This is a genomic window from Bacillus manliponensis, assembly GCF_000712595.1.
Classification (GTDB): Bacteria; Bacillota; Bacilli; order Bacillales; family Bacillaceae_G; genus Bacillus_A; species Bacillus_A manliponensis.
In genome coordinates this window covers 39,866-53,762 of the sequence record NZ_JOTN01000006.1, presented here as the reverse complement: position 1 = coordinate 53,762, position 13,897 = coordinate 39,866, and the positions used below count along the sequence as shown (strand labels likewise).

14 protein-coding genes and 2 pseudogenes are annotated in these 13,897 nt (G+C 34.9%); 3 read left to right on the top strand and 13 right to left on the bottom strand.

The window, feature by feature from the left end; genetic code table 11:
* Window positions 1–13 precede the first annotated feature (13 nt).
* From BAMA_RS09035 to BAMA_RS09000, 8 genes are all read right to left on the bottom strand, one after another.
* Window positions 14–361 carry a cupin domain-containing protein gene (locus BAMA_RS09035; protein WP_034638465.1) on the bottom strand — a complete coding sequence of 116 codons (348 nt, stop codon included), beginning with the start codon at window positions 359–361 and terminating at the stop codon, window positions 14–16.
* Complete coding sequence (locus BAMA_RS09030; protein WP_034638464.1) at window positions 342–1,277, bottom strand: hypothetical protein; 936 nt, start codon at window positions 1,275–1,277, stop codon at window positions 342–344. The genes BAMA_RS09035 and BAMA_RS09030 overlap by 20 nt, the downstream gene beginning before the upstream one ends.
* The gene (locus BAMA_RS09025; RefSeq protein WP_034638462.1) at window positions 1,264–1,824 is read right to left on the bottom strand and encodes a GNAT family N-acetyltransferase; all 561 of its coding nucleotides are present in this window, start codon (window positions 1,822–1,824) and stop codon (window positions 1,264–1,266) included. Before BAMA_RS09025 ends, BAMA_RS09030 begins: the two co-directional genes overlap by 14 nt.
* A gap of 1 nt (window position 1,825) precedes the next feature.
* Window positions 1,826–2,485, bottom strand: coding sequence for a serine hydrolase (locus tag BAMA_RS09020; RefSeq protein ID WP_034638461.1), 660 nt, complete (start codon window positions 2,483–2,485; stop codon window positions 1,826–1,828).
* A gap of 4 nt (window positions 2,486–2,489) precedes the next feature.
* Complete coding sequence (locus BAMA_RS09015) at window positions 2,490–3,191, bottom strand: nucleotidyltransferase domain-containing protein (RefSeq protein ID WP_034638460.1); 702 nt, start codon at window positions 3,189–3,191, stop codon at window positions 2,490–2,492.
* 13 nt (window positions 3,192–3,204) lie between these two features.
* Window positions 3,205–3,903, bottom strand: coding sequence for a DNA alkylation repair protein (locus tag BAMA_RS09010; RefSeq protein WP_034638459.1), 699 nt, complete (start codon window positions 3,901–3,903; stop codon window positions 3,205–3,207).
* A 310-nt stretch (window positions 3,904–4,213) separates the two neighbouring features.
* Window positions 4,214–4,693 (bottom strand): NUDIX hydrolase, encoded by a 480-nt coding sequence (locus BAMA_RS09005; RefSeq protein ID WP_051758907.1) that lies wholly within the window; start codon window positions 4,691–4,693, stop codon window positions 4,214–4,216.
* Between the two features lie 198 nt (window positions 4,694–4,891).
* Window positions 4,892–5,782 (bottom strand): hypothetical protein, encoded by an 891-nt coding sequence (locus tag BAMA_RS09000; RefSeq protein WP_157405975.1) that lies wholly within the window; start codon window positions 5,780–5,782, stop codon window positions 4,892–4,894.
* 243 nt (window positions 5,783–6,025) lie between these two features.
* Here BAMA_RS09000 and BAMA_RS08995 point away from each other — a divergent pair, with 243 nt between their 5' ends.
* The gene (locus BAMA_RS08995) at window positions 6,026–6,847 is read left to right on the top strand and encodes a peptidoglycan-N-acetylglucosamine deacetylase (RefSeq protein WP_034638456.1); all 822 of its coding nucleotides are present in this window, start codon (window positions 6,026–6,028) and stop codon (window positions 6,845–6,847) included.
* Between the two features lie 35 nt (window positions 6,848–6,882).
* Here the strand turns inward: BAMA_RS08995 and BAMA_RS24480 are convergent, their stop codons facing one another.
* Window positions 6,883–7,023 carry a hypothetical protein gene (locus tag BAMA_RS24480; protein ID WP_157405974.1) on the bottom strand — a complete coding sequence of 47 codons (141 nt, stop codon included), beginning with the start codon at window positions 7,021–7,023 and terminating at the stop codon, window positions 6,883–6,885.
* Window positions 7,024–7,162: 139 nt separating this feature from the next.
* Between BAMA_RS24480 and BAMA_RS08990 the strand changes: the two are divergent.
* Window positions 7,163–8,384 (top strand): annotated as a pseudogene (locus tag BAMA_RS08990) (MFS transporter).
* A 22-nt stretch (window positions 8,385–8,406) separates the two neighbouring features.
* On the opposite strand, the gene BAMA_RS08985 reads toward BAMA_RS08990, so the two are convergent.
* Both BAMA_RS08985 and BAMA_RS08980 read right to left on the bottom strand, forming a co-directional pair.
* Entirely contained in the window at window positions 8,407–8,838 is a 432-nt protein-coding gene (locus BAMA_RS08985; RefSeq protein ID WP_034638455.1) for a WapI family immunity protein, read from the bottom strand.
* Window positions 8,839–8,951: 113 nt separating this feature from the next.
* Window positions 8,952–10,580 carry an ABC-F family ATP-binding cassette domain-containing protein gene (locus BAMA_RS08980; protein WP_034638453.1) on the bottom strand — a complete coding sequence of 543 codons (1,629 nt, stop codon included), beginning with the start codon at window positions 10,578–10,580 and terminating at the stop codon, window positions 8,952–8,954.
* Window positions 10,581–11,018: 438 nt separating this feature from the next.
* Here BAMA_RS08980 and BAMA_RS08975 point away from each other — a divergent pair, with 438 nt between their 5' ends.
* Window positions 11,019–11,876, top strand: coding sequence for an aminoglycoside phosphotransferase APH(3') (locus BAMA_RS08975; protein ID WP_034638452.1), 858 nt, complete (start codon window positions 11,019–11,021; stop codon window positions 11,874–11,876).
* A 734-nt stretch (window positions 11,877–12,610) separates the two neighbouring features.
* Here the strand turns inward: BAMA_RS08975 and BAMA_RS25155 are convergent.
* Together BAMA_RS25155 and BAMA_RS08970 are read right to left on the bottom strand one after the other, a co-directional pair.
* Window positions 12,611–12,844, bottom strand: a pseudogene (locus BAMA_RS25155) (IS3-like element ISBt2 family transposase); the annotation flags it as partial.
* 195 nt (window positions 12,845–13,039) lie between these two features.
* Window positions 13,040–13,603 carry a GNAT family N-acetyltransferase gene (locus tag BAMA_RS08970; protein WP_034638450.1) on the bottom strand — a complete coding sequence of 188 codons (564 nt, stop codon included), beginning with the start codon at window positions 13,601–13,603 and terminating at the stop codon, window positions 13,040–13,042.
* Between the last annotated feature and the right edge of the window lie 294 nt (window positions 13,604–13,897).

Here is a 13,897-nt window from a genome sequence, read left to right as displayed (position 1 = left end):
TTCTATCTCCTCATTAGCGTATAGGCATATTTATTTTTATATCTTCCCCTTCTAAAACAATTGCCATCATACCTGTTTCTGTGCTTGACTCATGCTTTTCACCTTTTTTCCAAAATGCAACTTCGCCTGCCTGAATGGGAACTTTTACTTTATCATTTCCACATACATACCCCTCACCTTGCACAACAATGAAAAGTTGATCTGTAACAGCTTCATGATAGCCAACAATCCCGTTCTCTGGAAGATGCATACATCCAACATGTAATGCACCATTACTTTGTACAACTTTAGACATAACAAAATTAGACTGAAACATTGCGATTTTCTTACCAACTTCTTTGTCAAACTGATAGATTTGCATTCGCCTGCTCTCCTTTTCTATATATAACGAATCGACCACCTTGTTGTTCAACATATCTCCAGTTATGTATCACCTGCTTTACTGTTACACATTGATATGGATTGAACATTGTTTGGCCATTTTTATTGAATACAATATCATCTGTTAATGTATAACAAGCATGTACAGCTGTTTCATTTTCTTCCCAAACGAGGACATCACCTTGCTGAATGGTTGGGTTCTCTATTATTTTATAGTTCTTGTTATGCAAAACTTCTTTAAACTCTTTTGGTTGGACCCATTCATGTATATGTGTTTCAAAGAATTCTTTATTTGTTTCAATTGCCGCTAGTGTGGTACCTAAACAGTTAGGTCCATTTGTTCCAATAAAGGTATTTATATAAGGTTTGATATGTAACACTTCTTCTGGCACCGATACTTCTACCGAATCTTCTTCTATAAACATTTCCGCAATATAAATTAATATACAGATTCTAATTCTTTCTGGAAACTGTCTCCATACAAATCCTTGTAAAATGAGCAGTTTCTTCCCTTCATACAAGAATGAATATGTTTGTAATAGCGGCTTCCATTCCTCTTCATTTTCATGTTGCAGCAACAGTTCTAATTCCTTTACTTCAAAAACAAAACCTCGATTTAGTCGTACTTGCTCTCGTAAAATTTGCTTTTGTATGTTTTCATTTAAGCTACAAAAAAATTGATTTTCCATAACCGTCATATAGCGTGCCTTCTTATAAACACTCCATGTTAAAAATGATGTTTTCATATGTAATGGAATCGTTGACGTATCTTTCATAGTCACTTCACAAAAGGTGGGTTTTTCTTCAAAGAAAAAGTAATCTACATCTGGAACAAACACCTTTTGCCACAGTTTTATTACCTCATTGGATATCGTATTATTTTTAACAGTGTACATTAGTATCACACCACTGCATATTCATGAATTCTTCTTTTAACATACTAAAACGATAACGATTAACAAATTGTCCTTGTCGTAACCAATCCTTCCGCATAAGCCCCTCACATACAAAACCAGCACGTTCATAACTTTTTATAGCTTTCATATTATCAGCATCAACACGTAGCCATATCTTTTCTAAATGAAACTGTTGAAATCCTATTTTCATCATTTCATATAAAGCTGCTATACCATAACCTTTTCCCCAATATCGTTTATCACCAATTGCAATACCTAACTCTGCGTTTTTATTGACTTTATCAAAGTTTTTTAAGTCCACCCAGCCAATATGTATACCTTCTTCCGTTACAATTGCTCGCTGTTCATAACCATTTGTACGATTCATACACATTTCAATCCATCTTTTTGTGTCTTCACGTGTAAACGGTGGATATTGATCTGGTACAACTAAATGCTTCGTTACCTCTTTATCTAATGACCATTGATACCGATCTTCTGTATCTTCTAAAACCAACTCTCTTAATTGAATATTCAGCAAAATCATTTCACACTCGCTCCTCGGTATACTTTTTTACAATGAGAGCACCTATATGTTGTAGTATTCTCTCTAGTGTCTGCCATTCTATATGTGTATCATTTGTTTGAAGCAATCCTATACATAGCAATACTCTATCTTCTATATATAAATAACCAACATCATTACAAACACCGGCAAGGCCACCCGTCATATGTAACCATTCATAAGGGCCAGAAAATCTAAAACCATCAAAGTCTTCTTGTTGTTTTAACGCTTGAAATATAAGATTACTTTTATCCATACTCTCATATAAAGAATGCATCAATTGAAAAATACTTGCTGGTGTTCCGTAGTTATTCGTAATACTTGTATTATCTTTATGAATTACAAGTTCAAGCCCTCGCTGCTGAAGCTCTTTATTTATTTCTTGGCTGCTCATTTTTTCTAAAATGGACAGATATGCTTCTGTTGAATGTTTATAAATCGCTTCTTCAATTACAACTGGTTCTACCACTATCCCTGCTTGAAATGCAATACTACTGGCAATCCATTTTGCTACACTCGCGAGTGGGAACGTTTCATTTTCATTTATACATAGTGATTCTTTTGTGTTTGTATCATACAAATAAAATCCTAATTTTACGGAAGACGGAACAAGTTGTTGAACATCGGTTACATTAATTTTCATCCCTTCACTTCCCTACAACAAAGCCATCAAACAATCGGCCACCATATGTTTCTAATATGTCATTTGTAAATGCAATCACTTGCTCTTTCTTACCAGTCTGGTAGAATGTTTCAAACACTTCCGCAAACTGCATAGCAAATGTTTCATCATACTTTCGTAAACTTTTCATAAACCATTTTGATTGGCCGAGCCAACAATTGTTCATTCGTAATACAAACTCGTGTAATACTGTCGCAAGATGATTTGCAATAAACAGCTCATCTTCTCGTTTCGTTGCTCCAATAAAATCATCTAGTACATCTGTAACGAAATAACGCTTTTGGCTAATTATATCTTCAGACCAAGGTTCCGGTCCTTTTTGTAGTAATTCTTTCGCTTCTTCTTTTATAGACGGTATGATATTATTTGTATCTTTTAATATAACCCCTTCAAAAACAAGGTTTGGTAAAGAAGGACGTCCTCTTTTACAATCGCTCGCAAAGAAATCTTTATACGAAGTAAAATTATGCACAAACACTTCGACAGGCCAGCCTTGCGCAATAAAAGATTCACGGTACGGTGAATTTCTAGAGCCGTCAAAAATAACAATATCTAAATCCGATGTTTTCGTTCCTTCCCCGCGTGCAATACTGCCTCCTAAAAGAGCTGCATCACAATTTTCAAACTGTGATGCAACGATATTTTTAGCCGCTTCTATTGCTTTCATTTCTTTTCCCCCATTACTTTACTTTTTCTTTTTTGTTTCGTTCTCTATCTCTTCCCTTTTTAATATACGCTTCTGCATCAGGTGTTTTACATGACGTGTCTCCATGGTCAATATGTACTTTCCCGATTTTTTGTGCAACGCAAATAGCCTGTTTCTCTAGTTCATCATTCCGAAGTCCAATCGCCATTAGTGCACTATGCATTGCTTGTTTCTTTCTATTCTTCTCTTCATGAATTGTATTTTCAATCGTTTCTAAATATGAAAGGAAAAAAGAATCCTCTAGCTTTTTATCTTTCATTGCAATATGAGCTAGTAATGTCCAGCCTGCTCGTCCGATCCACTCATCTTCACTTTTCGTCCAATCTTTCATCTTTTCCATCGCAAGAGACGATTTACTTACAGGCGACATCAGCACATCGATTAAGCAGTAATAATCACTAGCTTTTATCCATTCATCTAATTGCTCTGATGTAAACTGCTTTGGATCTACAATCATCGTCGCAAGCGTCTGTGCATCCATATTACCTGTATTCCAAAGTGCCATTGCTAACTCATGGTCTTTTTTAATTTCTTTTTTCAATGTATTTAAATTGGCAAAACTCACTCCAAATAACGGTTCTTTTGCTCCGTGGCGCTTATATACTTTACGGTTTTGTTCTGTTCCATACTCTTCTAGTTGTTTCATCACTTGTTTTAATTTTTCATTTGGCATGTCACTTTCACCTCGCTTTCATTATAACACCACTCTTGCATACAAAAGTCCATCACGATATATTCTATTTTTATTTTCTGTTTTCCTTTTTCTATTATTAATACGGTATGTGAAATTTTATGTTTTTTCTTTAAATAAAGTGAAATTCAATCAGTGGGGGGCTCCGTCTCCCACTGATTGTTAGCCCGACCAATCAGGCTTTTACGGGCTGTTAATTTCCCACCTACACTTCTCCGAATCCTCTAAGCTTTGAGGTGGGAGTCTTACAGCCCGCAAATAGCGGGATAAAACCTTCAAACAGTAGAGGGTTTTATTTAATTGCGATTGGATAATAACAACTCTTTCCGCTAATATTTTCTATTAACTCCGCCAAATCTGGTGGCGCTACTTCTTCCTTATTCATTCTCTTTAATTGCTCTATACTAATCCAACGAAAATCGATTAAGCTACTTTTTTCATTTTCTGTCATTTTTTCTAGGGTGAATACATCGTTCATCTCTTTGGAATGTGCTAAATAATAGCGTTCATAGCTGATAAAATCTTCATGCTTTCCTTTTATTTTAAGCTCCCTTGTCCAAAGCCACTCACCTATTTCGAAGTTTGTTATACCTGTTTCTTCTTCCAACTCTCTTAATAGCGCTCCTTGAAAACTTTCATGATTGTCTAAACCACCCCCTGGGGTTACCCATAATACTTTTTCTTCAACTACATTCCGAAATATAAATTTAAACAAAAGAACTTCATTATTTTCATTTAATATAATGGCACGAGCTGATTTTCTAACTTTCATATATGTAGAGCCCCCCTCTTCACTTATATGAGCCCCTAGAATAGAGAGCTCTCAGACTCTTTCAATAAAAAAACATAAATCCCTTTTATAAACCCAAAAGGAATTTATGTTTTTAACCGTTAAAGAATAATTAAGATATACTTCAATCACCCCTATACCTATTAACCATTTTTTCATATTGCTTCTCCTCAAAAATCGTTATCTAATACACTTCTCTGGATCAATTTCAACTTCCTCCCATTCTCCTTTCACGTTTCTTTTATATTGCTTTACTAAAACATCCGTATCATTTGTTAGTTGAAAAAAAATAAATCGATACGTACTTCCATCCGTTCCAGTAAAATCAATTTGTTTTTCATATCCTTCTTGTTTTGTTGGAAACTGTTTTTTTACAAGTTTGCACCATTCTCCATACATCGTTTCAACAACCAATTCTGCATTATGTTGCCAAAGGTGATATGGTGCACATAAAAAGTCTTCACCATACAAGTCGATATTCGCAATTTTATAAGAACCATTTTCTTTTTGGATATACACATATCCGTAATAATAAGCGAAATAGGTGACTCCTTTATTCGACCCTTCGATAGTTTCAATTTCAATAAAATAACGCTCTGCATTGGGATATTTAGCATCACGACGTAACTTCTCTAGCTTAATTAAACTTGTATGACCAATTCCCTCAAAAGAACGTAAATATTTTTGATACGGCATCCGTTTTTGATATTCTTTCGTGAAAAAATTGTAAGCAACTGGGTACGGTATTCGAGTCATTCCAACTGTTCCGCATCCTCCGGTTTTCTCATCAGTAAAATTAACAGCCTCTCGAAGCATACTGAAATAGTTCAAAATTGTATCTTCTGGGGAATTCATTAATGATGGAGGAAGAACAACTTGATTATGTTTTTTATCATAGTAAGGATCAAAAAATGCATAATCAAATCGATTATTCAAAACTGATAGACACGATGGACGAAAATACCTTTCAACATCAGCATCGTTTGTTTCCCTCTCTTCTTCTCTTTCACCTGTATGAAACCATTGCTTTTGAAAGTTCCCTCCCATTATTACAATACTTTTTCTTTGCATCAAACGACTTATTTTCCTATTTAATAAAGAAAAGAATTTCATTATGTTCATTCCTTTCTATGCCATAATACATAAAACAATCTTTATAAATAGATATATTAAAAATCACCTACAAATATGAAACTAAAAAATCTTACATGATAACTTTCGTTTTTCCACATTTTTATAAAACTTCTTTGCACAAACCTGTATAAACTTGCTAATATAGTAGTGTAGAAATACTAGATAGAGAGAAGGAAGACTATGCACAACAAGGGTTACATGATTACTTTTATGAAACGCGCAGCGATACTATGCATCGGCATCTTGTTTTTGTTTCAAGGGTTTCTCGGAACAATACATATTGTAGAAGCTAGTGAAGAAGCGCAGCCAATTCAATTTGTGAGTGAAATGCAAACTACAATTACACAAAAAGAAACACCAAAGTACTACAACGGTCAAGAAAGAAAAGTTGCTTATTTAACATTTGATGATGGTCCTGGAAAGCCAACAGCAGAGCTCCTCGACATGTTAAAAGAACACGATGCGAAAGCTACTTTCTTCGTAGTTGGCCCCCGAGTAAAGCAGCACCCTGAACTAGTTGAACGCCAACTAAAAGAAGGCCACTATACTGGTATGCATAGTATGACACACCAATATGGAAAGCTGTACAAACAAGGTCAATTTGTTGAAGAAATGAAAGAAAATCAACAAATAATTACAGATGTAATTAAAACTGAGCCAAAACTAGTACGTCCACCATACGGATCAATGCCGGGCTTAACAGAAGAATTACGTAACAAAGTCGTAGAAAACGACTTAAAAGTATGGGACTGGACAATCGACTCTCTAGATTGGAAATATAATAAAGCTCCCGTTGATGTTGGTGCTGCAAAAATTGCTGAACATGTTGTTGCAAATGCAACAAAGCCAGTTGAAGTTATTTTACTTCATGATATTCATGAACAATCCGTTGCTGCCGTACCAGCAATTATTGAAGGATTAGCAGCAAAAGGTTATGAATTTGAAAGCTATAGCGAAAACGCTCACTTCCCAGTGAACTTCTGGAAAGATGATCGCCTGTAACAAACAGCCTGGACATATCCGGGCTGTTTGTTTTTTTAAGTCTCTTTATTATCCTTGCTCTTTAGAATTTCATTTTTCAACTGTTCTATCTGCTCATCCATTTTTTTTATTTTTTGGTCAAATTCAGCGTCTCTTTTCTTTACTGCCTCATCCAAACTCTCTCCTTTTTTCTTCATTCACATATCCTCCACTCAACATTTAAAATAGGACTCCTTTCATTTTTCTAGAATTATACAGTTATCAAATTATTCATATTCCCCTACTGAAAAGGAGATTACATAAACCATGAAAAAAGAAACACATTTCAGCTCATCGATGCAAGTACATAAGCACCGGATTTCAGCCATTACACATTTTCCAAAGCATTACATTATTTTCATTTTCAGTTTGTTACTTTCTCGAATTGGCGACGCCCTTTATACTTTTGCACTTCCTTGGATTGCTTATGAACTAACTGGATCGGCAATCGTTATGAGTTCACTTTTTGCTGCTGGGGTATTACCTGTTGTTTTATTTGGTCCAATTGTAGGAATCATAGTAGATCGTTTTGATCGCCGCAAATTAATGTGGATCGCTGATTTAGGGTGTATGATCTTTGTCACGCTCATTCCAATTCTCCACATGCTAAATCTACTGCACATTTGGCATCTATATATTGTTTCATTTATTTTAGCTGTTCTCTCTACTATTTGACGTAGCTACCATAACAATTATTCCGCGTATTGCCAGTCACTCATTAACAAGAGCCAATTCAGCCTATCAAATGGTAAATCAAATTGCTAACTTAGCAGGCCCTGCGTTGGCGGGTATCATCATTGCTAAAATGGGTGGGTTTAATGCGCTTTGGATCAATGTTCTTTACTTTGGAGCTACGTTCATTGCTGTCTTACTTTTACCTCCATTAAACACAAACAAATCAAAAGAAAAAGTGGGTAACTTCTTATACTGTATTAAAAACAATATGAAAGAAGGTTTTATGTGGTTATTAAAGGACCATCTCAATCTCTCTTTATCTCTTCAAGCGATGATTGGTAACTTCGGAGCTAGCGCTGTGTTAGGTGTATTGATGTTTTATCTTGCATCAACATTAAACTTATCTGCCGAACAAAGCGGTTGGAATTATACTTTAATAGGTGTCGGTGGCCTTTTAGGAAGTGTGATTGCTGTCCCACTTGAACAACATATTCGGCGCGGTGTTCTGATTCCTACTTTGCTAAGTATAGGAGCAATTGGATTGACTTATGCCATATGGAGCAACTACTGGCTCGCCCCTGGTATTGCATTTGGAATTGCGATGACTTGTAATATAGCTTGGAATACGATTGTCGCCTCAGTTCGGCAAGAAACCGTACCGACTCATATACAAGGAAGAGTTTTAGGATTCTCACGAGTACTTACTCGTCTAGCGATGCCATTAGGAGCGTTAGTGGGAGGACTCATCTCTGAGTTTCATCCAGTTATGATATTTGCTTTAGCAGCATGTACGAAGTTAATTGAAGTTATTATTGCTCTTATTAGTCCTATACGTAAGTTATAAGGAGAATTGCTAATTTTCCTTATTATTCTGTACGTTCCGGAAATTTCTCACCTTGTCTATGTAATGATCGTACAATTTCTTCTCGCTCTATTTCTGTTATAAAAAATTTCATAACGTGCGTATCGTTCGTTGCCCAAGGTGGTGTAATTTCTAACGTTAACTGAATATCTATCTCAAACAATCCACCCTTCTCACCTACATATGCAAAACATAAATTTGGTTCTATAAAATCAAGCTCTGTATATGTCGGATTTGGTAGTACTTGAAACCACTCAATCATGTGTGATATATCTTCTGCTAATAAAAATGGGTCTACCGTTTCATACTTCTTTTCACCTTCCACTACATGTACTTTCACACGCAGCCAGTTACGGTCATATTTGTCTTCAGCATATGGATATTGATACCCCACTACTTCTAATTGAAATTGTTTCTGATTTTGATTAATTCTCATATATGAAAACTCCTTTTAATTGTTTCATAAATATATATTAATTACGCTATTCATAAGTATAAAGAAAAGCAAAAAACTTTTCTCATCATAAGAAAAGTTTTTTGCCTTCAACATTAGTTACCTTTATTGTACATTTCTGCAACTTGTTTTTGAATATCTGCATTTTCTAAGTACTCATCGTATGTTGTTTCTTTATCGATGATACCATTTGGCGTTACTTCAATGATACGGTTCGCAATTGTTTCTACGAACTGATGGTCATGTGATGTGAACAGAAGTGTACCTTTAAATGCCATTAAACCGTTGTTTAATGCTGTAATTGACTCAAGGTCTAAGTGGTTTGTTGGATCATCAAGTGTTAATACGTTTGCACCGCTTAACATCATTTTTGATAACATACAACGTACTTTCTCTCCTCCAGAAAGAACAGAAACGTTTTTCTTAACCTCTTCACCAGAGAATAACATACGACCTAAGAATCCACGTAAGAAGCTTTCAGACTCGTCTTGTGGAGAGAATTGACGTAACCACTCCACTAAGTTGTACTCACTATTTTCAAAGTACTGAGAGTTATCTCTTGGGAAGTATGCTTGAGATGTTGTTACACCCCATTTGAATGAACCGCTATCTGGCTCCATCTCACCCATTAAAATTTTGAATAATGTTGTCATCGCAATATCGTTACGTCCGATAAATGCAACTTTATCACCTTTATTTAAAGTGAAACTTACATTATCTAATACTTTTTCACCATCGATTGTTTTAGAAAGACCTTGTACTGTTAATAAATCATTTCCAACTTCACGCTCAGGTGTGAAGCCAACGAATGGATAACGACGAGAAGATGGTTTAATATCATCTAATGTAATTTTATCTAATAACTTTTTACGAGAAGTTGCTTGCTTCGCTTTTGATGCGTTCGAGCTAAAGCGTGCGATAAAGTTTTGTAACTCTTTTACTTTCTCTTCTTTCTTCTTGTTTGCATCTTGCGTTAACTTCAGCGCTAACTGGCTAGACTCATACCAGAAGTCATAGTTACCAACGTAAAGTTGAATTTTACCGAAGTCAAGGTCTGCCATATGCGTACATACTGTATTTAAGAAGTGACGGTCATGGGATACAACGATAACTGTATTTTCAAAGTTCATTAAGAAGTTTTCTAACCATTGAATCGCTTTTAAGTCTAAGTGGTTGGTAGGCTCATCTAATAAAAGAATGTCTGGTTGACCAAATAGTGCTTGTGCAAGTAATACTTTTACTTTTTCCGCACCTGTTAATTCGGACATTTTCTTATCATGAAGATCTTCACCAATACCTAAACCTTTTAAAAGGATTGCCGCTTCAGATTCAGCTTCCCAACCGTTCAGTTCAGCAAACTCGCCTTCTAATTCTGCAGCGCGCATACCATCTTCATCGCTAAAATCTTCTTTCATGTAAATTGCATTTTTCTCTTGCATAACTTCATATAAGCGTGTATGACCCATAATAACAGTTTCTAACACTGCAAACTCTTCATATTCGAAGTGGTTCTGCTTTAAAACCGCTAAACGCTCACCTGGTGTAATACTAATATCACCAGTTGACGCATCAATTTCACCAGATAAAATCTTTAAAAATGTAGACTTACCTGCACCGTTCGCACCAATTAAACCATAGCAGTTACCTGGCGTAAATTTTATGTTAACATCTTCAAAAAGCTTACGATCTGCAAAACGTAAACTTACGTTACTTACTGTAATCATGTAGTTCCTCCTAGTAATACCGCTGCTTTCAGCTTTTTCTCACCTTTTTATACGAAACATGTATCTTGCGACTCACGTATTTTAGGATATACCCATTATATCGTAATGCCTTAACGAAAAACAACTTTATATTATCCATCAAGTGATTACTATATATTCTGTCATTACATACGTAAACGTATAATCCTCAAATTATTCATTTCTAATTAGTTTGTACTACATTTTTCGACATAAAGAACGCAAAAAAAGCGACACGCCGCCTAAGTTTTAGATTCTAAAAAAGTTGTACTGTTCATAAAAAATGCGTACCGCTTTGAAAAAATTTTAACTTTTTAAAGAGATTAATTTAATAAAAGGACTTCATATAATGGAACTGATATAGCCATTAAGTTTATTAGGATATAAATAGTAATAATAAAATATTTTATAGGAGGATTTATGAATATCAATGTAGAGCTAGTAAAAAAATTAATTTCAGAACAGTTCCCCGAATGGAAAGAATTATTAATTGAACCTGTTAAAAATGGTGGGCATGATAATCGTACTTTTCATTTAGGAGATAGTATGACCGTTAGATTACCTAGCGAAAAGGTATATGAGCCGCAAGTAAAGAAAGAGGCCGAATGGTTGCCTATTCTAGCTAAAAGCTTATCCCTTCCAATTACTGAGCCATTAGCCGAAGGAAGGCCAACCCCTACTTATCCTTACGCTTGGTCAATTAATAAATGGTTACCAGGAGAAACGGTTACTCAAAATAATATTGATTTATATGTTTTCGCAAAGGAATTAACAAACTTTTTAAAGGAGTTTGAAAGTATTGATGCTTCAAACGGACCGATTGCAGGCTCTCATAACTTTTATCGCGGAGGGGAATTATCTGTCTATGATTATGAAACAAAAGAAGCTTTTAATGAGCTTAAAGGAAAAGTTGATATAAAAAAATGTAAATCGATTTGGCAACGAGCACTTTCAAGTAAATGGGAAAAAGAGTCTGTATGGGTACATGGTGATATCGCTCCTGGGAACTTACTGGTTCAAAATGGACATTTATCAGGTGTGATTGACTTTGGCATTTTAGGTATTGGTGATCCCTCTTGTGATTTAGCTATGGCGTGGACATTTTTTGATAAGGACAGTAGACAAGTATTTATTCAAAATATGGATTTGGATAAAGAAACTTGGAATCGTGCTAAAGGTTGGGCGCTGTGGAAGGCATTAATAACTTATAATAATAGGGATAAAAAAGTAAGGGATCATGCACGAGCTATTATTAATGTACTTATAAGGGACGAATAAGTAAAGAGATGAGCAAAGTTTTATACTGAGTTAGAACAAATACTATTAAAGTAATTCAAAGTAACCTTTTTACCATAATGACACATTAATAATTCCAAAAATCGCACGCACTGTATCTGGGGAATATTTCATTTTATTAGAAGCTTTATTAATAATTTTTTGAATATGCATAGGCATAAAATATGTTGAATTCTTATTTTCCCTATGACAGGATGTATCACATTTTTGACGAACAAAAAAGAGTGCTCTTCTTCAAAGCACTCTTTCAAAAAACTTACCAATTTGGACAGCCATTATGTTCATGCTTATGATTGTGCTGGCGATGACGATGTCTACAATTACAGTGATGTCTGTGTCTACAATGGCATCCATCAAAACATGTATGTCTACGTCTACAGAACATTAAATCATCCCAGAATCTACCGTTGAAACAACAACCATTTCTCATAGATATGATTGCCTCCTCTCTATAAAAGGATTCATCATATTCTATGGTCAAAAACAAAAAATGGCTTGTTTACTAGTCTACATTCTATTAATACTAAATCAAATTTCCATAATTCATAAACGACATTACATTGATTTCCGCCTCGCATAATACAGCCTTTTAATATATCGCTTATTTGAATATCGAACAAAGCTCACATGCTCTTTTTATTATAATTTACTAACTCAAAATCCTCTCCTTGTTTATCTCGTGCTTTTTTCTAAATGCACTTTCTAAATCAATATCTAATTACGGCATTATCATAGTAGTTTCCTCTCTGAGACATACTTGTGACAATGCCTTTTTCTTTATTATAAGCTTGCAGTTCCTCCCCTATATAGATACTTCCTTAGTCAGAATGAAGCATGACACCTTTTACTTCTCTTCCTTTCATTGCTTGTTTCAGTGTTCCCATCGCTAACTGATAATTTAGCAACTCAATGATGACAACGCTAATAAATTCACGATTAAAAGCATCCATTTTTATTCACATTTCAGTTACAATTACTGTATTTACGTACAATTTTCTTTTTTGGGCCGTGTGCCCCCTTAAAAGCTATGAAAGCGTTCGTTATAAAAAATCAAAAAAGCCACCTTCCAAATTTGGAAACCGACCTTAAGATATTTGTACAACTATCGCATGTTTTAGTTGTACAAGGAATTTTTAAATTTTAATCTAATTTATCTTTGCATAGATACAGGTATCAGTTAGTTTTTTACCATCAGCTGAAAGATCTTCATTACGTAATATCCCTTCAAGCTCAAAACCTAGTTTTTCAGGGATCGTACGACTTTTAGTGTTATTAGATTCACATCGTATTTCAATCCTTCTAAATTTGAGTAACTGAAATCCAAGGTTTGTTAACTCACTTACTGCTTCTGTCATATATCCATTGCCACTAAATTGCGTGTTAATCCAGTATCCAATTTCACATTTAGAAATTTTCCAATTAATTCTGTGAAGGCTAGCAGTTCCAATAAAATCATTAGTGCCCTTATGATAGATAAGATAACGAAAACTTTCTCTTTTCAAAAAATCTATATATGCATTTCTCAGGATGATTTCCGTTTCTTCAACAGTAGGAATTGACTGGAATAAAAGCAACCATTGTTTTAACTCATTAATTGAATCTTTAATAGCTTGGTATACTACATTCCCGTCACCAGCTTGAAGTGGTGCTCGAAGAATTAGTCTTTCTGTTTCTATTTGTAACGGAACATCTAATAAAATAGGATGCATATAATTTCTCCTCTCGAAAACTTTAAATTATGACAGAATGAAACTTATATAATTAAAAACTTTCACCCCAAAGAAATAATTCTTGAGGACGAGAGTTGCAATTTCGTGGTACCACCTCAGTTTGTTGATATGTCACCATATCAACCTCTTCAGGCACGTTACTATAATACCCTATCTCACTAACAGGAGATCCCGTCACAGCATCACTACAAGTTATTATAGAACCGTGCGAAGCTCCTAGTCTATCTTCATTAAGAACTTGATATACAGCAATACAGTAAAGTTTACCTCCCC

Coding starts and splice junctions, on each gene's coding strand:
- BAMA_RS09035 (WP_034638465.1), bottom strand. CDS start 361: ATGCAAATCTATCAGTTTGACAAAGAAGTTGGTAAGAAAATCGCAATG.
- BAMA_RS09030 (WP_034638464.1), bottom strand. CDS start 1,277: ATGTACACTGTTAAAAATAATACGATATCCAATGAGGTAATAAAACTG.
- BAMA_RS09025 (WP_034638462.1), bottom strand. CDS start 1,824: ATGATTTTGCTGAATATTCAATTAAGAGAGTTGGTTTTAGAAGATACA.
- BAMA_RS09020 (WP_034638461.1), bottom strand. CDS start 2,485: ATGAAAATTAATGTAACCGATGTTCAACAACTTGTTCCGTCTTCCGTA.
- BAMA_RS09015 (WP_034638460.1), bottom strand. CDS start 3,191: ATGAAAGCAATAGAAGCGGCTAAAAATATCGTTGCATCACAGTTTGAA.
- BAMA_RS09010 (WP_034638459.1), bottom strand. CDS start 3,903: ATGCCAAATGAAAAATTAAAACAAGTGATGAAACAACTAGAAGAGTAT.
- BAMA_RS09005 (WP_051758907.1), bottom strand. CDS start 4,693: ATGAAAGTTAGAAAATCAGCTCGTGCCATTATATTAAATGAAAATAAT.
- BAMA_RS09000 (WP_157405975.1), bottom strand. CDS start 5,782: ATGCAAAGAAAAAGTATTGTAATAATGGGAGGGAACTTTCAAAAGCAA.
- BAMA_RS08995 (WP_034638456.1), top strand. CDS start 6,026: ATGCACAACAAGGGTTACATGATTACTTTTATGAAACGCGCAGCGATA.
- BAMA_RS24480 (WP_157405974.1), bottom strand. CDS start 7,023: ATGAAGAAAAAAGGAGAGAGTTTGGATGAGGCAGTAAAGAAAAGAGAC.
- BAMA_RS08985 (WP_034638455.1), bottom strand. CDS start 8,838: ATGAGAATTAATCAAAATCAGAAACAATTTCAATTAGAAGTAGTGGGG.
- BAMA_RS08980 (WP_034638453.1), bottom strand. CDS start 10,580: ATGATTACAGTAAGTAACGTAAGTTTACGTTTTGCAGATCGTAAGCTT.
- BAMA_RS08975 (WP_034638452.1), top strand. CDS start 11,019: ATGAATATCAATGTAGAGCTAGTAAAAAAATTAATTTCAGAACAGTTC.
- BAMA_RS08970 (WP_034638450.1), bottom strand. CDS start 13,603: ATGCATCCTATTTTATTAGATGTTCCGTTACAAATAGAAACAGAAAGA.